This window comes from Luteimonas sp. A649 (assembly GCF_054072735.1).
The window spans coordinates 1,414,649-1,434,842 of sequence record NZ_JBSVRQ010000001.1 but is presented as its reverse complement, the minus strand read 5'-3'; the positions used below and the strand labels follow the sequence as shown (position 1 = coordinate 1,434,842).

Sequence of the window (20,194 nt, the reverse complement as noted above, 5' to 3'; positions counted from 1 at the left end):
CCAGCACCGTAGCCGATGGCCACGGCCAAACTCCCTGTAGGCGGCGCGCCGTCCGTTGGTGCGCTGTGCTGCCGGACCCACATGATCCGGCAGCGCGCGGGCCCGCGGTATCAGCGCAGACCCGGCAAAAGGGTCAGAAAAATCCTACAGTGGTGCCGGAAGTGGGACTCGAACCCACACAGGTGTTTAGCCCGGCGGATTTTGAGTCCGCTGCGTCTACCGATTCCGCCATTCCGGCGCGGGCGCCAAGTATAGCGGCCGATCGGCAACCGCCAAGGGATTTCCGGAGATCCGTCGGTGTGTGCCATGCCGGTATCGCTTGAGGTCGGAATGCCCTCTCAACGCAACCATCGTGCGATTGATAAGGAATAGCAGTTCACGACTCACGTCCATGTTCACCGTTCCCCGTGTTGCAGTTCTGCGTCACAGCGCATTGATGTGATCGCATCTGCTCGAGGACCGTCAAGCTCGCCGGTTACAGGTACCCGCCTGTCTCTTATGAGGAAAAGTCCGATTCAAGTGTCGCCGCGTCGGTAGGCAGCACGTTCTCCGTGCGTACATGCCATTCGCCGCTCACCGGCTCGAACCGCGAGCACGCTTCCAGCGGTGCTTCGTAGACATGCAGGGACACGGCGATCGCGTCCGCGTCGGCGTTGCGGATGGTGTGGTACTCGTGCGGGGGGATCAGGCTGCCGGCACTGCCGGGACCGGCCTGCAGGCCGCCGGCGCAGCGGAAGCGGAAGCGGTCGCCGTCACTCTCCAGCAGCTCGTATTGGGTGATTTCAAGCTCGCCTGCCCACACGCCTTCCACGCACCAGCAGCCGGCATGGTCGTGGATCGGCGTGCCCTGGCCTGGCCCCCAGGTCATGGCGACCACGCTGTACCCGTGCTCCGGGCTGCGATACAGCTCGCGGCGGGCGTAATGGTCGGCGATCGGCGAATGCACGCAGTCGGGAAGACGGACCGCGGGATCGCGGATCAGTCCGCACATCACGTTGCGCAGGGCCGCGGTGACCGCGTGGCAGTCGCCGGCGCCGAGCGCGGCGTCGATGCCGGCGATCAGGTGCTCGCGGCCGGGGAAGTCGATGTCGGACAGGACGCCATCGGCGTCCTCACGGGTCTGGGTCATGCACCCGAGTGTACGACGCCCCGCGCCGCCCTCGCGCCGCGGTGCAGCATCCTGCCGGGTGCGATGCCCGGCTTCAGAGCGCTGCCAGGAAGCCGCCGATCGCGGGCGTGAAACGGGCGAAGTCGACCAGGAAGGCGTCATGGCCCTGCGGCGATTCCAGCGGCAGCAGCGTGGATTCGGCACCGCCGGCGCGTAGACCGTCGGCAATTTCCTCCTGCTGCTGCAGTGGGAACAGGATGTCGGTGTGCACGCCGATCGCCAGTGCACGCTCCACGTGGATGCGCGCGAGGCCATCGGCCGTGGTGCCGCCGCAGGACTCGCCGATATCGAACCAGTCCATGCAGCGGCTCAGGTACAGATAGCAGTTCGGGTCGAAGTTGCGCACGAAGCGCCGGGCGTGGGCCTCGAGATAGCTCTCCACCTCGAACTCGAGGCCGAAGGGGTCCTCGTCGTCGCGGCGGTCGGAGTCCAGGCGCACGCGGCCGAAACGGCCGTCCCACTCCAGCGCGGACCGGTAGGTGATCACGCCGAGCTTGCGCGCCATGCGCATGCCGCTCTCGGGATAGCGCGCATCGTCGTAGTCGCCGTTGTTCCAGTGCGGATCGAGGCGGATCGCCTCGCGCTGCAGCGAGCGGATCGCGATCGAGAACGGAAGCGCGCGCGCGGCACCCGACACGTTGATATGGCTGCGGGCGATGCCCGGGTGCCGGGCGAGCAGGGCCAGCGCGGCCATGCCGCCCATGGAGTTGCCGATCACGCAGGCCAGGCGCTCGATGCCAAGCGCACGAACCACGTGTGCGGCAGTATCCGCGATGTCCTCGATGGCGACGTCGGGGAACGCGATGCGCCAGGGCTGGCCGGTGGCAGGGTTGATCGTGGCCGGGCCGCTGGAGCCCTTGCAGCTGCCGAGCGAGTTCACGCAGACCACGTGCCAGCGGTCGGTGTCGATGGCCTTTCCGGGGCCCACCATCGCCTCCCACCAGCCGGGGGTGGGGTCGGCCTCGCTCGCCGCGGCGTGCGCGTCCGGCGACAGGCCGGTGAGGATGAGGATCGAGTTGTCGCCGGCGGCGCTGCGGCGGCCCCAGGTCTCGTAGGCGATGCGGCCGTCGCGCAGACCGCCGCCGCGTTTCATGGCGAAGGGCGAGAGCAGTTCGAGGAAGCGCGTGCCGGGCGGGATGAATTCGGTCATGGCCGCAAGTTTAACGGTCGCGGCGCACGGACCGCAGGGCGGTCAATCGGCGCCGATCACCAGTTCCACGATGCCGCTGTTCGGTAGGGACACGCGAACGGCCGCGGATTCCACGTCGTCGGCGCTGCGTTCGACCGTGCCGCTGGCGGAGATCCGTGCCGAGACCAGCACCACGTCCAACTGCGACAGGAGCCGCGTCGGCATCGGGCTGTCGCCGTCGTCGAGCACGATCTCCAGCGGCAGCGTGGAGACCTCGTGGCGTTCGGCGGCGACGGGCATCGGCGGACCGTCGGGGGCGCGCGCCATCACGAACACCGTGCCTTTGCCGCCGAGCCTTTCAGCCACGCCGGGAGCGAGGCTGACGCGCACCCGCAGTGCGTTGTCCGCAGCGGCGGCGGTATCGGTGCCAGGCTGCGCGATGGCAGGCGTCGCCCCGGCGGCCGCGGCTCCAGCACCCGCCGGACCGGCCGCAAGCGCCGGCAGCCCCGCGGCCTCGCGGGCGTCCGCGATCTGCTTGCGCAGGCTGGCGGCGGTGGACGGATCGATCGTTGGCAGCAGCGCCTCCCATGTCGCGGCCGCTTCGGCGTCCATGCCGCGTTGGCGCTGGGCGACGCCGACGAACCAGTGCGCGCGCTGGTTGGCCGGCTGCAGGACCACGGCGCGCTCGAGCAGCGCCAGGGCCTCGTCGTCGAACAGGTTCTGCGGATGCGCCTGGGCGCTGGCCTGGGCGACTTCGACCATCAGGGCGGGTTCGTCGGGAACGAGCTCCAGCGCCTTGGCGTAGGCGTCGCGCGCGCCGGCGTGGTCACCCTGCACCGAGAGCGAGCGCGCAAGCAGCGCCCAGCCCTCCGGCTGCTGCGGATTGCGCTCGAGCTCCGCACGCAGCTGGCTGACCGCTTCGGCGAAGTCCGCTGGATCGACGTGGGGATCACCGCCGGCCACGTCCGGAGTGGTGCGTGCGGCCGGGTCCAGGGCGGCGGGCGTGCCCAGCACCTGGTACAGGCCGACCGACAGCAGCGGGACCACGGCAAGCGCGGTGAGCCAGGTGCGCGGCGAGTTGCGGCGCAGCGGCGCGGCCACCAGCGCCGCCGCCAGCAGGGATGCGAACAGCACTGCGAGGAAGAACAGGGTCGACATCACCACTCCTGCCCGTCGTCGACGGGATCGATCGCGGCGCGGTTGCCGGCGGCGCGCTTGCGTACGACCACGACCAGCACGATTGCGCCGGCCAGCAGCACGAACGCCGGCCCCAGCCACAGCAGCAGGGTGCTGCCGCCGAACTGCGGGCGGTAGAGCACGAACTCGCCGTAGCGGTCGACCAGGAAGGTCTTGATCTCGGCGTCGCTGCGGCCCTCGCGCATCAGGTTGAAGACTTCGCGGCGCAGGTCGTGGGCGATCGGCGCGTCGGAGTCGGCCAGCGACTGGTTCTGGCACATCACGCAGCGCAGCTCCAGGGTCAGCGCGTGGAAGCGCTGCTCCTCGGCCCGGTCGCGGAATTCGAGCGGCTGCACGTTGCGCACGGCCTGCGCGGTGGCAGGAGCCGGCCACAGGGCGAGTGCGGTCATCGCGGCCAGGAGAAGCGCCAACATGGCCGAACCGGCGATGGCGCTGAAGGTCGTGCGGGACGACGTGCGTGCGGCCGCTGCGCGCGACGGCAATCCGTGCGCGCTCATCCGCCGGTCCCCATGCGCTCGACCATCGGCGCCACCACGTTGTCGATGATGTCGTCGGTCAGCGGGCCGACGTGCTTCCAGCGCACGATGCCTTCGGCGTCGACCAGGAAGGTCTCCGGCGCGCCATAGATGCCCCATTCGATCGCGGTGCCGCCTTCGTAGTCGGCGATCACCACCCAGTAGGGATTGCCGAACTGCTCCAGCCAGCGCAGCGCGTCTTCGGGCTCATCCTTCCAGTTGTAGCCGACGACGCGGATCACCTTGGTCTCGGCGTAGCGCGCGATGACCGGGTGTTCGACCTGGCAACCCGGGCACCAGCTGCCCCAGACGTTGAGCAGGTAGGGCTGGCCCTGCAGCTCGGCGGTACCGACGCTGTAGTTGGCATCGTGCAGCACCGGCAGCGAAAACTGCGGGGCCGGCTTGCCGATCAGCGGCGAGGGCAGGGCTTCGCGGTCGGGGCGGTCGGACTGGCGCACGCCCCAGGCCAGCAGCACCACCAAGGCCAGGAAGCCGGCCCCCAGCAGCACGGCCAGCAGCATGCGTCCGCTGCGCGCGGGAGGGGCTCCGGGGGGCTGGGCGGCGTTCATTCCGCCTCCCTGGCTTTCAGCGGCAGGCGGAAGCGGCGGTCGGCGGCGGTGACGAAGCCGCCCAACGCCATCAGCAGCGCACCGGCCCAGATCCAGCGGATGAAGGGCTTCACGTGCAGGCGCACCGCCCAGGACTCGCCGCCCAGCGGCTCGCCCAGCGCGACGAAGAGGTCGGCGCGCACGCCGGCGTGGATCGCGGCATCGGTCATGACCTGGCCGCCACTGGCGTAGGCGCGCTTCTCGGGATGCAGCAGGACCAGCGGCCTGTCGTCGCGGAACACCTGCACATGGCCGCGGTCGGCCATGTAGTTCGGGCCCGGCACGCGCTCGACGCCATCGAAACGGAAGGCGTAGCGGCCGATCGTCTGGGTCTCGCCCGGCGCCATCGGTACCTCGCGCAGCACGTTCTGCGCTTCGACCAGCATCGCACCGACCACGAACACGGCGACGCCGAGGTGGCCCAGCACCATGCCGAACATCTCCGGGGTGAAGCTGCGGCCCTTGGCGCGGAGCCGGGTCCAGGCGAAGCGCAGCGTGCCCAGCGCGACCCAGGCCGCACCGGCGACGCCCAGGCCGGTCTTCAGCGCGCCCTGGGGCGCCCTGTACCAGGCGATGACGCCCAGCAGCAGGGCCAGGCCCAGCCAGGGCAGCAGCATCGCCAGCGGCTTCGAGGCCTGGTCCTGCTGCCAGCGCGTCAGCGGGCCGAAGGGCACCAGGAACACCAGCGGCGCCATCAGCAGCAGGAACAGGGTGCCGAAGTAGGGCGGGCCGACCGAGACCTTGCCCAGGCCGAGCGCGTCGGCAAGCAGCGGATACAGCGTGCCGAACAGCACCATCGCGCAGGCCGATGCCAGCAGCAGGTTGTTGACCAGCAGCAGGGTCTCGCGCGAGTACGCCGCGAACGGCTTGCCGTCGGCGAGCTTCGGCGCGCGCAGCACGTAGACCGCCAGCGCGCCGCCGATCACGGCGCCGAGGAAGGCGAGGATGAACAGCCCGCGCGAGGGGTCGGCGGCGAACGAGTGCACGCTGGTCAGCACGCCCGAGCGCACCAGGAACGCGCCCAGCAGCGACAGCGAGAACGCCGCGATCGCCAGCAACATGGTCCAGCTGTTGAAGCTGCCGCGCTTCTCGGTGACCGCCTGCGAATGGATCAGCGCCGCGCCCACGATCCAGGGCATGAAGCTGGCGTTCTCGACCGGATCCCAGAACCACCAGCCGCCCCAGCCGAGCTCGTAGTAGGCCCACCAGCTGCCCAGCGCGATGCCGATGGTGAGGAAGCCCCAGGCGACGTTGGTCCAGGGCCGCGACCAGCGCAGCCAGCGCACGTCGACCACCCCTTCCAGCAGCGCGGCGATCGCGAACGCGAACGGCACCACGAAACCGATGTAGCCGATGTACAGCAGCGGCGGATGGATGATCATCCCCGGGTCCTGCAGCAGCGGATTCAGGTCGTGGCCTTCAAGCACCGCCGGAAGCAGGCGTTCGAAGGGGTTCGAGGTGAACACCATGAACGACAGGAAGCCGACCGCGACCAGGCCGATCACGCCCAGCGCGCGCGCGCGGAAACTCCAGGGGATGCGGCCCGACAGTGCCGCCACCGCCGCGTTCCAGACGGCCAGCATCATCGCCCACAGCAGCAGCGAGCCCTCGTGCGCGCCCCAGACGGCGGTGTAACGGTAGATGAGCGGCAGCAGCGAGTTGGAGTTGTCGGCGACGTACTTGACCGAGAAATCCTGCAGCACGAAGGCCAGCGTCAGCAGCACGTAGGCGCCGAGCACCAGCACCAGCTGCGCGAGCGCGGCCGGGCGCGTGACAGCCGCCAGGTCCTCGCGGCCGCGGGCGGCGCCAACCAGGCCGGCAATGCCCTGGAGCACGGCGAACACAAGCGCCAGCGCCAGCGCCGCCTGGCCGATCTCCGGCAGCACCTAGAGTGCGCCTTCCGGCGGCGGGGCAGGCATCTCGACGTTGTGCTTCTCGTGCGCCAGGCCCATCTTGTCCGCGACTTCCTTGGGTACGTAGGTCTCGTCGTGCTTGGCCAGTACGTCGTCGGCGACGAAGGTGCCGTCGGCGCGCATGCGGCCGGTGGCGACCACCGACTGGTTCTCGCGGAACAGGTCGGGGAGGATGCCCGAGAAGACCACCGGCATCAGTGCATCGCCGTCGCTCACCAGGAAGCGCGCTTCCATCGAGCCGGCGGGCCGCTCGAACGAACCGTCGGCGACCATGCCGCCCAGGCGAAAGCGGGTTTCGCCCGAAGCGACGTCGATGCCGGCACGGCCATCGAGCACCTCGGTGGGCGTGAACAGATAGGCGACGTTGCGCTGCAGGGCCATGGCCACCAGCACCGCCACCAGGGAGGCGGCGACGACCACGGCGAGCACGAACCAGAGGCGCCTGCGGCGGGTGGGATTCATCGACCTAGCTCCGTGGGAGGGGTATTGCGGGCGGGGCGTGCGGCCTTGCGCGTGGCCAGGCGGCGCGCGGCGCGCACCTGGCGCGCGATGGCGAAGCGTGGCGCCAGGTAGTCCCAGACCAGCATCACGACGAACACCGCGTAGGCGGCGATGACATATTCGCGATAGCTCATTCGTTCGTCCCTGCGATGCGGCGGGCCCAGTCCTTGCCGGCCTCGCGCTGCAGGTTGTCGGCACGCGCGCGCGCCAGCAGCGAACCGGCGAACCAGAGCTTGGTGCCGATCAGCATCCACACCAGCGGCGGGATCATGCTCGGGTCCATCGAAGATTCGCCGAATACGCGGATGGTCTGGCCCTGGTGCAGTGAGTTCCACCACACCACCGAGTAGCGGATGATCGGCAGCATCACCACGCCGACAAGCGCCAGCAGGCCGGCGGCGCGCGCGGCGGTGCGGCGGTCGTCGATGGCGTGGTACAGGCCGATCACGCCCAGGTACAGGAACAGCAGCACCAGCTGGCTGGTCAGGCGCGGGTCCCAGTCCCACCAGGTGCCCCACATCGGCTTGCCCCAGATCGAACCGGTGGCAAGCGTGACGAAGGTGAAGGCGGCGCCGATCGGCGCGCAGGCCATGGCAAGGATCTCGCACAGCTTGATCCGCCAGATGAGCGCGATCGCGCTGTACAGCGCCATCAGGCCGAACACGAGCAGGCTCATCCAGGCCGCCGGCACGTGGATGTAGAGGATGCGGAAGCTGTCGCCCTGCTGGTAGTCGGCAGGCACCTGGAACAGCGCGCCGTACATGCCCCAGGCCATCACCAGCGCGCCCAGCGCATATCCCCAGGGAGACCACCTGGCGGCGAAACGGTCGAAATAGGGCGGTGAGCCAAGCTGGTGGAACCAGCGGATCACCGGGTTCATGTCGGACATCTGGTCTTCGCTGGCAGGAGGTGGGCAGGCCGGGGATGGGCCGGCTCAAGGCCTCGACGGGCCACGTCAGTGCCCGTCGGCGCATTCTTTCAGGTTTGGACATGCGGGCCAAGCACGATTCTAGCCGCGCTGCGGCAAACACGGGCTGACGCAGGTCAACGCAGTGTTCCGCGTGGCGGCCGTCAGGACAACGCGATCCTGATCGCCGCCGCGGCGGCGAGTGGCGCCAGCACCACAGCGGCCACCAGTCCCGCGGCCAGCAGCAGCAATCCGCCAATCGGATCGAAGCCCTGCGCGGAAGCGGTGACGGCACCGGCACCGAACACCAGCACGGGCACGTACAGCGGCAGCGCCAGCAGGGCGACCAGGATTCCCGAACGGCGCATGCCCACCGTCAGCGCGGCGACCACTGCCCCGAGCAGGGCGAGCAGCGGTGTGCCCAGCGCCAGCGAAGCGAACAGCACGCCCCAGTGTTCGCGCGGGAGCCCCATCAGCTCTGCGAGCACCGGCATCGCCAGCACCAGCGGCAGCGCGGTGGTCGCCCAGTGGGTGGCCACGCGCACCAGCACCAGCCAGGCCAGCGGCACGGGTGCCAGCAGCCACTGTTCAAGCGAACCGTCCTCGGCATCGCCGCGGAACAGGGTGTCCAGCGCGAGCAGGCCGGACAGCAGTACGGCCACCCACAGCGCGCCGGGCGCCACGCGCGCCAGCGTCGCCGGGTCGTTGCCAAGGGCCAGCGCGAACAGCACCAGCACCAGCAAGGCGAACAGGGCGGGTTGCAGCGCGTCGCCGCGCCTGCGCCACAGCATCTGCAGATCGCGCACGGCCAGTGCCCGCGCCGCCGACCACATCACGAAGGCCGCTCCAGCACCAGCAGGCGGGTGCGCACCGGCGGCGCGGAGTAGGCGCCGTGCGTGGTGACCATCGCGCCGCCGCCTTCGCGCAGGTGGGCCTGCACCATGCGGTTCACCAGTTCGATGCCGTCAAGGTCGAGGTTTGCGTAGGGTTCGTCGAGCAGCCACAGCGGTGCGGGCGACAGCCACAGCCGGGCCAGCGACAGGCGTTTGCGCTGGCCGGCGGACATCTGCCGCGCCAACGCATCCTCGTAGCCGGCCAGGCCGACGGTGTCCATCGCGTCCTCGAGCGACATGCCCGGGCGGCTGCCGTGCAGGCCGCAGAGGAAACGCAGGTTCTCCAATGCGCTGAGGTCCGCCTTCTGTGCGGGCAGGTGGCCGAGGTAGCCGGCCACGCGCGCCCGCAGCGCCGGCATGGCGGCCTGGTCCTGCAGGCGGATGTCACCGCTGTCGGCGCGAAGCAGTCCGGCAAGGACCTTGAGCAGGGTGGTCTTGCCGGCGCCGTTGTCGCCCTGCACCAGCAGCGCTTCCCCGGCCGCGACCTCGAAATCGATCGGCCCGAACACGGGCATGCCGTTGCGCGTGAAGCGCAAGGCCCGGGCAGAAAGCAGCGTGGGAACGGAGTTGGCGGGTTCGGGCATCGTGCGGCACGGGCCGCGACGGCGACCGGGTGGCGGCTATTCTAGCCAGTCGATCGGGGCGTCGCGCCGGAACCGTCGGGGACGCGTGGACTGCATGCGCAGACGCACCGCGCGGCCACGCGGCCACCAAAGGGCCCCGAGCTGCCCGAACTCGCTGCACAGCTGGTCGAGTTCGTCGGCGGTGATGTCGAAGACCACCCAGCCCGGCTCCCTCCAGCTGCGGTTGGTCGCCGAGGAAAACGCCGGGATGTGTTCCAGCCCGCGTGCGGCGAGTTCCGCTTCAAGCGCCACGTCAGCGCGCCGGTTCGCGGACTCCTCGCGCGGTTTCGAGTAGGGGTTCCAGGCCGACAGCAGCCCGAAGCTGCGCACGCGGTGATGCAGGAGCTCGAGCCCCGGTACCGGCAGGCCGATGTGGATGTCATGCCAGTCGCCATCCCGGGCCCAGCGATAGGTCGCCTCGAGGTAGGCGGTCGCGAGGCGCTGGACATCGGCCTCGGGGACATCGGGCGTCGGCGTCGGCATACCCGGGATTTAACGCCAGCCGGGGCGCTGCGTAAACTCGGCTCCGCCGGCAGGTGGCCGGGACGGAGGACTCGCATGCCCGGTACCAAGCTTCCCAGGGTCGGTACGACCATTTTCACCGTGATGTCGCAGCTGGCGGCCGAACACGGCGCGGTCAACCTGGGGCAGGGCTTCCCCGACTTCGACGTACCCTCCCGTCTGGTGGATTCGCTGGATCGCGCGATGCGTGCCGGCCACAACCAGTACGCGCCGATGACCGGCGTGGTGGCCCTGCGCGAGGCGATCGCGGACAAGACCCTGGCGCTGTACGGCCATCGCCCGGATCCGGACGCCGAGGTCACCGTGACCAGCGGCGCCACGGAGGCGATCTTCAACGCCATCCACGCCGTGGTCCGCGCCGGCGACGAGGTCGTGGTGCTGGACCCGGCCTACGACTGCTACGAACCGGCGATCGACCTGGCCGGCGCGCGCGCCGTGCACGTGCCGCTGGACCCGGCGACCTTCGCGCCCGACTGGGCGCGGGTGCGCGCCGCCATCGGCCCGAAGACGCGGATGTTGATCGTCAACACGCCGCACAACCCGTCGGGCGCGACGCTGACGGCCGACGACATGGCCGAGCTCGCCGCCATCGTCCAGGACACCGGCGTCTGGCTGATCTCGGACGAGGTCTACGAGCACATTGTGTTCGATGGCGCTCGCCACGAATCGGCGCTGAGGTATCCGGCGCTGCGCGAGCGGGCCTTCGTGGTGTCGAGCTTCGGCAAGACCTACCACTGCACCGGCTGGAAGGTCGGCTACTGCATCGCGCCGCCGGGGCTGTCGCTCGAGTTCCGCAAGGTGCACCAGTACAACGTGTTCTGCACCTTCGCGCCGGCGCAGCACGCGTTCGCTGAAATGTTGCGCGAGGAGCCAGGGCACCACCTCGGCCTGGGCGACTTCTACCAGGCCAAGCGCGACGCGTTCCGCGAGCAGCTCAAGGCCACGCGGCTGCGGCCGCTGCCAGTGCCGGGCGGCTACTTCCAGCTGGTGGATTATTCCGCGGTCAGCAACCTGCCGGATGTCGAATTCTGCCGCTGGCTGACCATCGAGCACGGCGTGGCTTCGATCCCGCTGTCGCCGTTCTATGAAACCCCGCCTCCCGGCCAGCGCCTGGCGCGACTGTGCTTCGCCAAGGCGCAGCCGACCCTGGACGCGGCCATCGAGCGGCTGGCGAGGCTAGGATAAAGCCATGGACAACCTGCGCATCTCCCTTGTCCAGGGCGACACGCTCTGGCACGACCCCGCCGGCAACCGCGAATATTACGGTGGACTGATCGCGCCGCTGCGCGGCATCACCGACCTGGTGCTGCTGCCGGAAACTTTCACCAGCGGCTTCAGCAACGACGCCATCGAACAGGCCGAAGGCATGGACGGCCCCACCGTGCGCTGGATGCGCGACCAGGCCGCCGCGCTGGGCGTGGTGGTGACCGGCAGCGTGCAGCTGCGTGATGGCGACAGCGTCTTCAACCGCATGCTCTGGGCCACGCCCGACGGTGGGCTGCAGCACTACGACAAGCGCCATCTCTTCACCTACGTGCGCGAGCACGAGCGCTATGCCGCCGGCCGCGATCGCCTGGTGGTGGAACTCAAGGGCTGGCGCATCAATCCGCTGGTCTGCTACGACCTGCGCTTCCCGGTGTTCGCGCGCAACACCCTGGATGCCGCGGGCAGGCCGGCGTTCGACCTGCAGCTGTACGTGGCGAACTGGCCGGCCGCGCGCGCCTATGCGTGGAAGACGCTGCTGCGCGCGCGGGCGATCGAGAACCTGTGCTACGTCGCCGGGCTCAACCGCGTCGGGCGCGATGGCAACGGCCTGGCGTACTGCGGCGACAGCGCGGTGATCGACTTCCTCGGTGCGCCGCTGAGCGAGTGCACCGACGAAGAGGTGGTGGTGACCACTACTTTGCTCGCCGACACGCTGGCGGCCCACCGCGAACACTTCCCCGCGCTGCGCGACGGGGATGTGTTCATGCTCGCCGAGGGCTGAGCGGGATCGAGCCGGGTCGGAGTCCGACCCGGTTCAACGGGTGCTGCTCAGGCGCCGCGCCGACCCCCACCGCCGCCGCTGCGCGGTCCGCGGGGACCCGCACCCTGCGGGCGTCCGCCCGGCCGGGCGCCGCCGCCCGGGCGCGGGCCGCCGCCGGGACGACCGCCACCGGGCTTGCCGCCACCCGGCTTGCCAGCGCCGGGACGCGCCGGGCGCGGACCGCGGGGGCGGTCATGGGCGCCGCCGGGCGTGGCGTGGTCGGAGGGAAACACCGGCGCGTTGCCGGGATGGCCATAGGGGTGCGCCGCGCGCGCGGGCCGGCCCGCGCCACCTGGACGACCGCCGCCACCGCCGGGGCGCCCGGCGCCCGCCGGCTTGCGTGGACCGCGGGCGCCCGCCGGACCCGCGTTGCGGTGGCCCGAGGGGCCGGTGTCGACGCCATCGGGCACGTACCAGCTGCGGAACGCGGCCGGATTGCCTTCTGGCAGCGCGCGCTTGTCCTTGCGCGCCTTCAGCGGGTTGTGCGACTGGCGCGCAGCGGCTTCGCCGGTAACGGTCAGGCCGCCCGAGGGCTTGCGCGGGCCGCCGCGACGGCCGCGGTCTTCGCGGACGTTGTCGAAGCGGCGCAGTTCGCGGCCTTCGTCGGCGGTGCTGTGGCCGCCGACGTAGCCGGCGCTGCGGTGCTGTCCGCCCACGTGCACGGTGGACTTCGCGGCGCGGCGCTGGCCGATCACAGGCAGCAGGGTGAGGGCGGCGGGGGCGCCGTCTTCCAGGCCGAGCTTCGTGCGAAGCGCCTGCACCTTGTCGTCGGCAAGCTCCTGCGACTGCCCGCGCAGCAGCGGCTGCGGAAGCTGCACCGGCCCGTAGCGCACGCGCTTGAGGCGGCTGACCTGGCAGCCCTGCGATTCCCACAGGCGACGCACTTCGCGGTTGCGGCCTTCCTTGAGCAGCACCTGGAACCACTCGTTGCTCATATTGTCCTGGGCCGGGGTGCCGCCGATGCGCTTGATCTCGTCGAACTTCGCCGGGCCATCCTCGAGCGCCACGCCGCGGCGCAGCCGGTCGACGATGTTCTCGGGCACGGTCTCCGCGCCCTCTGGCGCGCGCACGCGGCAGACGTACTCGCGTTCGATCTCGAACGAGGGGTGCATCATCGCGTTCGCCAGCTCGCCGTCGGTGGTCAGCAGCAGCAGGCCGGTGGTGTTGATGTCGAGGCGGCCGATCGCGATCCAGCGCGCGCCCTTGAGCGCGGGCAGGGAATCGAAGATCGTCGGACGGCCCTCGGGGTCTTCGCGGGTGGTCACTTCGCCTTCGGGCTTGTTGTAGAGCAGCACGCGGGCGGGCTCGGTGAGCGCACTGGCGACGAAGGTCTTGCCGTCCAGTTCAACGCGGTCGCCGCCGCCGACGCTCATGCCGACCTGCGCGACTTCGCCGTTGACCTTGACCAGGCCCTCGGTGATGCGCTGTTCCAGCGCGCGGCGCGAGCCCAGTCCGGCCTGTGCCAGGACCTTGTGCAGGCGTTCTTCCAGGCGCGGGGCCTCGGCTCCCGCGGTGGTGGTGGCGTCGGTGCTGCGCTTCAGCGACAGCTTGCGGCCGCCAGTCTTGTCTTGGGTCATTCTTCTTCCACTCCGGTGCTGTCGCCTTCGACGGCGAGGGCATCTTCTTGTCGTGCCGCATCGTGCGGCGGGCTTGGGTCGGTATCCGTGGAGTCCACGGCGTTGGTTTCAATGTCGTTTTCGTGCGTTTCGTCGTCGGCTTCGATGTCGGCTTCGATGTCGCCGAGCGGCATCGCATCCGGGGCGCCGTCCCCGTCGCGCTCGAAGCGCAGCTGCGGTTCCAGTTCGCCGAAGTCCTTGAGCTCGGACAGCGGCGGCAGTTCGTCCAGGCGCTTGAGGCCGAAGTAGTCGAGGAAGCCCTTGGTGGTGCCGAGCAGCTCGGGCTTGCCGGGCATGTCGCGGTGGCCGACGACGCGGATCCACTCGCGCTCTTCCAGCGCCTTGATGATGTTGCTGTTGGTGGACACGCCGCGGACCTGTTCGATCTCGCCACGGGTGATCGGCTGCCGGTACGCGATCAGGGCCAGGGTCTCGAGGGTGGCGCGGGTGTACTTGACCTGGCGCTCGGTCCACAGCCGCGCCACCCAGGGATGGACGTCGGCTTTCACCTGGTAGCGCCAGCCCGACGCGACCTCGACCAGCTCCACGCCGCGTTCGGCGCAGTCGTCCCGCAGCGCTTCCAGCGCCTGCGCGATGCTGCCTTCGGGCGCCGGCTCATCGAGCGGGAACAGGGCGTTGAGCTGCACCACGGTCAGCGGCTGGCTGGCGGCCAGCAGCGCGGCTTCGACGATGCGTTTGATCAGTTGTGGATCCATGTGCGTCCTGTGGCGGAAAGCGGTGCGTCAGCGCGCCGCGTCGTCGTCGTTGGCGGGTGCGATGTCGTCGTCGAACTCGCTGGCGAACTCCAGCGGCGGGCCGTCCTCGCGCGCCACCGCCAGCGACTTGACGTAGATCGGCGCCAGCGGCGCCTCCTGGACCACGTCGAGCAGCTGCTCCTTGGCCAGCTCGAGGATCGACAGGAAGGTGACCACCACGCCAAGCCGGCCCTCGCGGGGCTCGAACAGCTGCTCGAAGCGGTGGAAGGCACCGTCTTCGAGCCGGGCAAGCAGTTCGCCCATGCGCTGGCGGACGCTCAGGGCGTCGCGCCTGATCGCGTGCCCGGTGAACAGGTCGGCGCGCTTGAGCACGTCGTGCAGCGCCAGCAGCATCTCGCGCAGCTCGACCGGGGGCGGCTCGCGATGCACGCTGCGCTCGGGCACGAAAGCCTTCGCCGGCGTGGTGTCGCGGTCCAGGCGCGGCAGGGTGTCGATGTCCTCGGCGGCCTGCTTGAAGCGCTCGTATTCCTGCAGCCTGCGGACGAGGTCGGCGCGCGGGTCGTCCTCCAGGCCTTCCTCGAGCGGCGGCCGCGGCAGCAGCATCCGCGACTTGATCTCGGCCAGGATCGCGGCCATCACCAGGTACTCGGCCGCCAGCTCGAAACGCAGCTCCTGCATCACGTCGATGTAGGTGACGTACTGGCGGGTGATCTCCGCCACCGGGATATCCAGGATGTCGAGGTTCTGGCGGCGGATCAGGTACAGCAGCAGGTCCAGCGGGCCTTCGAACGCCTCGAGGATGACTTCGAGCGCATCCGGCGGGATGTACAGGTCCTGCGGCATCTGCAGCAGCGGCTGGCCGTGCACCGTCGCCAGCGCGAACTCCTGCTGCATCGGGTGGCTTCCGGACGCCGGGGCGTCCGACGCGGGTGCGGCGGCGGTGTCTGGACCGGCTTGGGTCATCGGTTGGCGGCCCCCTCCGGGCCACTGGAACGTTGGACGGCAAGGGCCGGGCTCGGGTGGGAGCCACGGTCCACGTCTGTGCGGCTGGACGCCGCGGCATTGCAGCCTGACCATGCCCGGCCGCGCGCGACGGCAAGCGGCCGAGGCGGCGCGATGGTGGTGAGGTGTGGTCGGGCCGGTGGGGACAGGACGGGCGGGCAGATCGCCGCCGCTGCGTTCCGGCCTCGGAACCGGGCTTCAGGGTACGGGCAGGAGATACGGCTTGTCCAGCCCGGCCGCAGGGCGGCTTCATTGCGGGTTGCGGCTAGGATATCCGCCAGTGCATTCAAGACAGTGGAGCAGGGCGGATGTGGTACGCGATTGAAGGACGTGATGGCGCCGATGTGCTCGGCAGGCGCAGCGCGGCGCGCGAGGCGCATCTTGCGCGACTGCATGCCCTGCGTGACGAAGGCCGGCTGCTGCTGGCCGGTCCCTGTCCCGCGGTCGATGCAGAGGATCCGGGCCCGGCGGGGTTCAGCGGCAGCATCGTGATTGCCGGTTTCGAATCGCTCGATGACGCCCGCGCCTGGGCCGATGCCGACCCCTATGTCGCAGCCGGCGTGTACGCCAGCGTCGAGGTGCGGCCGTTCCGGAAGGTGTTGCCCTGACACGCGTTGCGGTGCAGCACGGACGTGCTTTGCCGGCCGCGATGTAAACGTTTACATTCGAGTCGGGCCAAGGGATGCGAGGGGTCGATGGCGGTCACGATCAAGGACGTGGCACGCGAAGCCGGGGTGTCGGTCGCCACGGTATCGCGCGCGATCAACGACCAGGGCAACGTCGCTCCCGCCGTGCGCGAACGCGTGCTGGCCGTGGTGCGTGCACTCGACTACGCCCCGCACCAGGCGGCGCGCGCGCTGAGCAGCCGCCGCACCCACACCATCGGCGTGGTGCTGCCGGATCTCCATGGCGAATTTTTTTCCGAGCTGATCCGGGGCATCGGCCAGGCCGCGCGTGCGCATCGCCTGCACCTGCTGGTGTCGAGCGACCATGGCGACGCCGCCGAGCAGGGTGCTGCGCTGCTGGCGATGCGCGGTCGCGTGGACGGCGTGCTGCTGATGGCGCCCACCGACGAGGGCATCCGCTTCCTGGCGGACCACCTGGCGCCGACGCTGCCCGCGGTGCTGATCAATACGGCCGACCCCGAAGGCCGCAGGCCGAGCGTGGCCGTGGACGGCTATGCCGGCGCACGCGCGATGGTCCGGCACCTGGTGGCCATGGGCCATCGCCGCATCGCGTTCATCTCGGGACCCGCGGACAACCGCGACGCCCGCGAGCGCCGGCGCGGCTACGAGGATGAGCTCGTGGCCAGCGTCCCGGGTGTGGCGCCCCTCGTGCTTTCCGGGGACTTCGAAGAGGCGTCGGGCACGCGTGCCGGTCTCCGCCTGCTTGAGGGCGACCACCCGGACGCCGTGTTCGCGGCCAACGACGCCATGGCCATCGGCTGCCTGCGTGCCTTCGTCGATGCGGGCGTGGACGTGCCCGGCGACATCGCCCTGGCCGGATTCGACGATATCCCGCTCGCCCGCCACGTGCGTCCGGCGCTTACGACCATGCGCACGGACATCGCCGGACTCGGGAGCGGGGCGCTGCGGACCCTGCTCGAGCACATTCCCTCGGGCGCGGCCGGTGCGCCTGCGGTGCCATTGCCGCCGGAACTGATCGTGCGCGACTCCACCCGTCCACCTCGCATTCACGCCATTGCGAATGGTCGTCCGTGAACATCCCCACGCGGCCCTCGTGGCCGAGCACCGCAACGGGTCCATCGCTTGAGCGCCCTGGGAGGGGATATGTCATGAATTCGAACCACAACCATCCGCGGAATGGACGGACCACGCAGGCGCAGCGTTCGCTGCTGTGCTGCGCGCTCGCGGCCGCCATGCTGCTGTCCACGCCGGCCGCCATGGCACAGTCGACCGGCGCCACCCTGCGTGGCCAGGTCATGGTCGACTCGGCCCCGGCGGACGACGCCACGGTCACCGCCACCAACACCGCGACCGGGCTTGAGCGCAGCGTGCGGACCAGCGACGGCAGCTACAGTCTCGCGGGCCTTCCGCCGGGGCCGTATCGGGTGGAGGTCGAAGCCGGCGGCCAGGCCAGCAGCCAGGACGTCACCCTGCGCATCGGCCAGACGGCCACGCTGGACCTGCGCACGGGCGGGGTAGCTGAAGCCGCGCCCGTGGGCGAGGCCACGGACATCGCTGCGGTCGTGGTGACCGGACAGTCCCTCGTCGAGACCCGGACCTCCGAGGTGGCCACCTATGTGTCGCAGCGGCAGATCCAGGCGCTTCCGCAGGCGTCGCGCAACTTCCTCGCCTTTGCCGATACCGTGCCGGGCATGATCTTCGAAACCGCCTCGGACGGATCCACCAAGCTGCGCGGCGGCGCACAGAGTTCCAACGGCATCAACGTCTTCATCGACGGCGTGGGCCAGAAGAACTACGTGCTCAAGGGCGGCGTGAGCGGCCAGGATTCCACCAGCGGCAATCCCTTCCCGCAGCTCGCCATCGGCGAGTACAAGGTCATCACGTCGAACTACAAGGCGGAGTACGACCAGATCAGCAGCGCCGCGATCACGGCGGTGACCAAGTCGGGCACCAACGAGTTCGAGGGAAGCTTCTTCTGGGACTACACCTCCGATGGCTGGCGGTCGGAGACCGTCCGCGAAGCCGCGGATGGCGCCAAGGTTCCGTCGAGCGAGGAGCAGTACGGCGCAGCGTTCAGCGGTCCGATCATCCAGGACCGGCTGTTCTTCTTCGTCACCTACGAGGCCAAGGAGATCGATCGTCCGCGTGACGTGCGCATCGGAGACAGCGCGTTCAACCCGGCCGATCTCACTCCCGAACTGGCTGCGAACCTCGGGTCCTTCACCGCACCGTTCGCGCAGGACCTGTACTTCGGCAAGCTCACCTGGTTCGCCGGGGACGACCATCTGCTGGAGCTGTCCGTCCGGCGCCGCGACGAGGAAGAGCTGCAGGCCATCGGCGATGGCCCCAACACGCCTTCGTACGGCTCCAGCAAGACCAACGACAGCACGCGCATCGACCTGCGCTGGCAGTGGACCGGCGAGACGTGGCTGAACGATCTCCACCTCACGTCCGAGGACGATTTCTGGAGTCCCCGCCCGATCACCATCGGACCCGGCCTGGACATCCGCAACAACCTGGTCAACCAGGTCGACGGGAGCACCATCCTCAACCTTGGCGGTGGCCCCGACTTCCAGAACAAGGGACAGGAAGGCTACTCGCTGCAGAACGACTTCACGTTCACGGGTTTCCTGGACCACACCATCAAGGCCGGCATCAAGCTGAAGTCGGTGGACGTGGAGTCGTTCCAGCAGCAGCCCTACAACGCCCAGTACCGGGTCGATTACTACGAGAACCTTGCCGCCGGCCGCGACACCGTCGACGCCTTCATCCCGTGGCGCGTGGAATTCGGCGCGCCGCTGCCGGGAATCGACGACCGCACGGTCAGTTCGAACAACAAGCAGTTCGGTATCTACCTGCAGGACGACTGGCAGGTGAACGAAAAGCTGATCCTGAACATCGGTATCCGCTACGACTACGAGGAGACGCCGGCCTACGAGGACTTCGTGACCCCGGAAGCCCTGGTAGCCGCACTGCGGGCCTGGCCCAATCTCCAGGGTCCGAACGTCGACTACGACATCGAGGACTACATCAGCAACGGGCGCAACCGCGAACCCGACAAGGACAACTGGGCGCCACGCCTGGGGTTCTCCTACGACCTGTTCGCCGACCAGCGGCACGTGCTGTTCGGCGGCATCGGGCGATCGTACGACCGCAACCTGTTCGACTACCTGGCGCTGGAGCAGCAGAAGAACACCTTCCCGGGCTACACGTATTTCTTCGATACGCCCGAACACGATTGCTCCAGCTCGGGACCGACCTGCCTTGCGTGGGATCCGTCCTATTTCGAGATCGAGAACCTGTATGCGCTGGTCGCGGACAGCCCCAACCTGGCGGCCGAGGTCAACCTCATCAACAATGACCTCGAGACGCCATATTCCGACCAGTTCAGCATCGGCATGCGCAACAGCTTCACCTTGGGCGGCGTGGACTGGAGCACGTCGACGACGCTTGCGCACATCCGCAGCTACGACGGCATCCTGTTCACGCTCGGCAATCGTTGGCCCGACGGAAGCTTCCGCGACCCGGCCAATCCCGATGCCACCTGGGGCGGCCAGCCGTGGGGCCACCCGATTCCCGGCTTCGGCACGCTGATCATCGCCGACAACGGCATCGAGACCCGGCTCAACTCGCTCCTGTTCTCGCTCGAGAAGCCGTTCCGCAGCGACTCACCTTGGGGCGTCACGCTTGCCTACACCTACAGCGACGCCAAGGAAAACCGGTTCAAGGCCGCCAGTGAGGACGAGCACTACCTGTTCGACGGCCCGGACCTGGACGGGCAGCGCTTCCTGACCGCGGTGGGCGTCCCAAGGCACAGGCTGGTGGCGACAGGCATTGCCGAATGGGGCGGGGTCACGTTCTCGAGCAAGCTGACGCTGGCAAGCCCGTCACCGAAGGATTCGATCAACTGCCGCGACGTCGACCTGCCGGGCAACTGCTTCTTCGACGATTTCACTCCCGATGGGACGATCGGCTTCAAGCAGTTCGACGTCGCGATCCAGAAGGTCTGGGACACGGGGACCAACATCCGCTTCCGGGTGCGCGGTGATCTCCTGAACGTCTTCAACTGGAACAACTACATCGACTACAACACCAACCGGGGCGACCCTGGCAATCCAAACCCGACGTTTGGCGACCGCAACGGCAACAGCACCGTGTGGCCGCCGCGCATGTTCAAACTGTCCCTGGGCTTTGACTGGTAGTTGAGCCAT

Annotated in this window: 19 protein-coding genes, 1 tRNA gene and 1 pseudogene; 5 read left to right on the top strand and 16 right to left on the bottom strand. The window is 69.4% G+C overall.

Features of this window, described 5'->3' with window-relative positions; genetic code table 11:
• Window positions 1-150 precede the first annotated feature (150 nt).
• The 13 genes from ACW5E8_RS06635 to ACW5E8_RS06575 all read right to left on the bottom strand — a co-directional run bounded on the left by ACW5E8_RS06635 (window position 151) and on the right by ACW5E8_RS06575 (window position 9,937).
• A tRNA-Leu gene (locus tag ACW5E8_RS06635) sits at window positions 151-238 on the bottom strand.
• A 258-nt stretch (window positions 239-496) separates the two neighbouring features.
• On the bottom strand, window positions 497-1,129 hold the full coding sequence (locus tag ACW5E8_RS06630; RefSeq protein ID WP_456964677.1) for a cysteine dioxygenase: 633 nt from the start codon (window positions 1,127-1,129) through the stop codon (window positions 497-499).
• A gap of 73 nt (window positions 1,130-1,202) precedes the next feature.
• Complete coding sequence (gene metX / locus ACW5E8_RS06625; RefSeq protein WP_456964676.1) at window positions 1,203-2,318, bottom strand: homoserine O-acetyltransferase MetX; 1,116 nt, start codon at window positions 2,316-2,318, stop codon at window positions 1,203-1,205.
• 42 nt (window positions 2,319-2,360) lie between these two features.
• Complete coding sequence (locus ACW5E8_RS06620; protein ID WP_456964675.1) at window positions 2,361-3,455, bottom strand: tetratricopeptide repeat protein; 1,095 nt, start codon at window positions 3,453-3,455, stop codon at window positions 2,361-2,363.
• Window positions 3,455-3,907, bottom strand: coding sequence for a cytochrome c-type biogenesis protein (locus tag ACW5E8_RS06615; RefSeq protein WP_456964674.1), 453 nt, complete (start codon window positions 3,905-3,907; stop codon window positions 3,455-3,457). The genes ACW5E8_RS06620 and ACW5E8_RS06615 overlap by 1 nt, the downstream gene beginning before the upstream one ends.
• A gap of 80 nt (window positions 3,908-3,987) precedes the next feature.
• The gene (locus ACW5E8_RS06610; RefSeq protein WP_456964673.1) at window positions 3,988-4,578 is read right to left on the bottom strand and encodes a DsbE family thiol:disulfide interchange protein; all 591 of its coding nucleotides are present in this window, start codon (window positions 4,576-4,578) and stop codon (window positions 3,988-3,990) included.
• Complete coding sequence (locus ACW5E8_RS06605; protein ID WP_456964672.1) at window positions 4,575-6,503, bottom strand: heme lyase CcmF/NrfE family subunit; 1,929 nt, start codon at window positions 6,501-6,503, stop codon at window positions 4,575-4,577. Before ACW5E8_RS06605 ends, ACW5E8_RS06610 begins: the two co-directional genes overlap by 4 nt.
• Window positions 6,504-6,992 carry a cytochrome c maturation protein CcmE gene (ccmE, locus tag ACW5E8_RS06600; RefSeq protein WP_456964671.1) on the bottom strand — a complete coding sequence of 163 codons (489 nt, stop codon included), beginning with the start codon at window positions 6,990-6,992 and terminating at the stop codon, window positions 6,504-6,506.
• Complete coding sequence (gene ccmD, locus ACW5E8_RS06595) at window positions 6,989-7,165, bottom strand: heme exporter protein CcmD (RefSeq protein WP_456964670.1); 177 nt, start codon at window positions 7,163-7,165, stop codon at window positions 6,989-6,991. Before ccmD ends, ccmE begins: the two co-directional genes overlap by 4 nt.
• Entirely contained in the window at window positions 7,162-7,911 is a 750-nt protein-coding gene (locus tag ACW5E8_RS06590) for a heme ABC transporter permease (RefSeq protein ID WP_456965261.1), read from the bottom strand. Before ACW5E8_RS06590 ends, ccmD begins: the two co-directional genes overlap by 4 nt.
• Window positions 7,912-8,102: 191 nt before the next feature.
• The gene (gene ccmB / locus ACW5E8_RS06585; RefSeq protein WP_456965260.1) at window positions 8,103-8,771 is read right to left on the bottom strand and encodes a heme exporter protein CcmB; all 669 of its coding nucleotides are present in this window, start codon (window positions 8,769-8,771) and stop codon (window positions 8,103-8,105) included.
• Window positions 8,771-9,415, bottom strand: a complete 645-nt coding sequence (gene ccmA / locus ACW5E8_RS06580; RefSeq protein WP_456964669.1) for a heme ABC exporter ATP-binding protein CcmA — start codon at window positions 9,413-9,415, stop codon at window positions 8,771-8,773. The genes ccmB and ccmA overlap by 1 nt, the downstream gene beginning before the upstream one ends.
• A 36-nt stretch (window positions 9,416-9,451) precedes the next feature.
• Window positions 9,452-9,937 carry a DUF3293 domain-containing protein gene (locus ACW5E8_RS06575; RefSeq protein WP_456964668.1) on the bottom strand — a complete coding sequence of 162 codons (486 nt, stop codon included), beginning with the start codon at window positions 9,935-9,937 and terminating at the stop codon, window positions 9,452-9,454.
• A 75-nt stretch (window positions 9,938-10,012) separates the two neighbouring features.
• On the opposite strand from ACW5E8_RS06575, the gene ACW5E8_RS06570 reads away from it, so the two are divergent.
• Both ACW5E8_RS06570 and ACW5E8_RS06565 read left to right on the top strand, forming a co-directional pair.
• Entirely contained in the window at window positions 10,013-11,161 is a 1,149-nt protein-coding gene (locus ACW5E8_RS06570; protein WP_456964667.1) for a pyridoxal phosphate-dependent aminotransferase, read from the top strand.
• Between the two features lie 4 nt (window positions 11,162-11,165).
• Complete coding sequence (locus tag ACW5E8_RS06565; protein ID WP_456964666.1) at window positions 11,166-11,963, top strand: amidohydrolase; 798 nt, start codon at window positions 11,166-11,168, stop codon at window positions 11,961-11,963.
• A 47-nt stretch (window positions 11,964-12,010) separates the two neighbouring features.
• On the opposite strand, the gene ACW5E8_RS06560 is transcribed toward ACW5E8_RS06565, so the two are convergent.
• From ACW5E8_RS06560 to ACW5E8_RS06550, 3 genes and pseudogenes are all read right to left on the bottom strand, one after another.
• Complete coding sequence (locus tag ACW5E8_RS06560; protein WP_456964665.1) at window positions 12,011-13,579, bottom strand: pseudouridine synthase; 1,569 nt, start codon at window positions 13,577-13,579, stop codon at window positions 12,011-12,013.
• 172 nt (window positions 13,580-13,751) lie between these two features.
• A pseudogene (scpB, locus tag ACW5E8_RS06555) lies at window positions 13,752-14,334 on the bottom strand (SMC-Scp complex subunit ScpB); the annotation flags it as partial.
• A gap of 27 nt (window positions 14,335-14,361) precedes the next feature.
• Entirely contained in the window at window positions 14,362-15,228 is an 867-nt protein-coding gene (locus tag ACW5E8_RS06550; protein ID WP_456965259.1) for a segregation and condensation protein A, read from the bottom strand.
• 416 nt (window positions 15,229-15,644) lie between these two features.
• Between ACW5E8_RS06550 and ACW5E8_RS06545 the strand changes: the two genes are divergently transcribed.
• From ACW5E8_RS06545 to ACW5E8_RS06535, 3 genes are all read left to right on the top strand, one after another.
• Window positions 15,645-15,944 carry a YciI family protein gene (locus ACW5E8_RS06545; RefSeq protein ID WP_456964664.1) on the top strand — a complete coding sequence of 100 codons (300 nt, stop codon included), beginning with the start codon at window positions 15,645-15,647 and terminating at the stop codon, window positions 15,942-15,944.
• An 87-nt stretch (window positions 15,945-16,031) separates the two neighbouring features.
• Entirely contained in the window at window positions 16,032-17,057 is a 1,026-nt protein-coding gene (locus ACW5E8_RS06540; protein ID WP_456964663.1) for a LacI family DNA-binding transcriptional regulator, read from the top strand.
• Between the two features lie 74 nt (window positions 17,058-17,131).
• On the top strand, window positions 17,132-20,185 hold the full coding sequence (locus ACW5E8_RS06535) for a TonB-dependent receptor (protein WP_456964662.1): 3,054 nt from the start codon (window positions 17,132-17,134) through the stop codon (window positions 20,183-20,185).
• The last annotated feature ends 9 nt before the right edge of the window (window positions 20,186-20,194 follow it).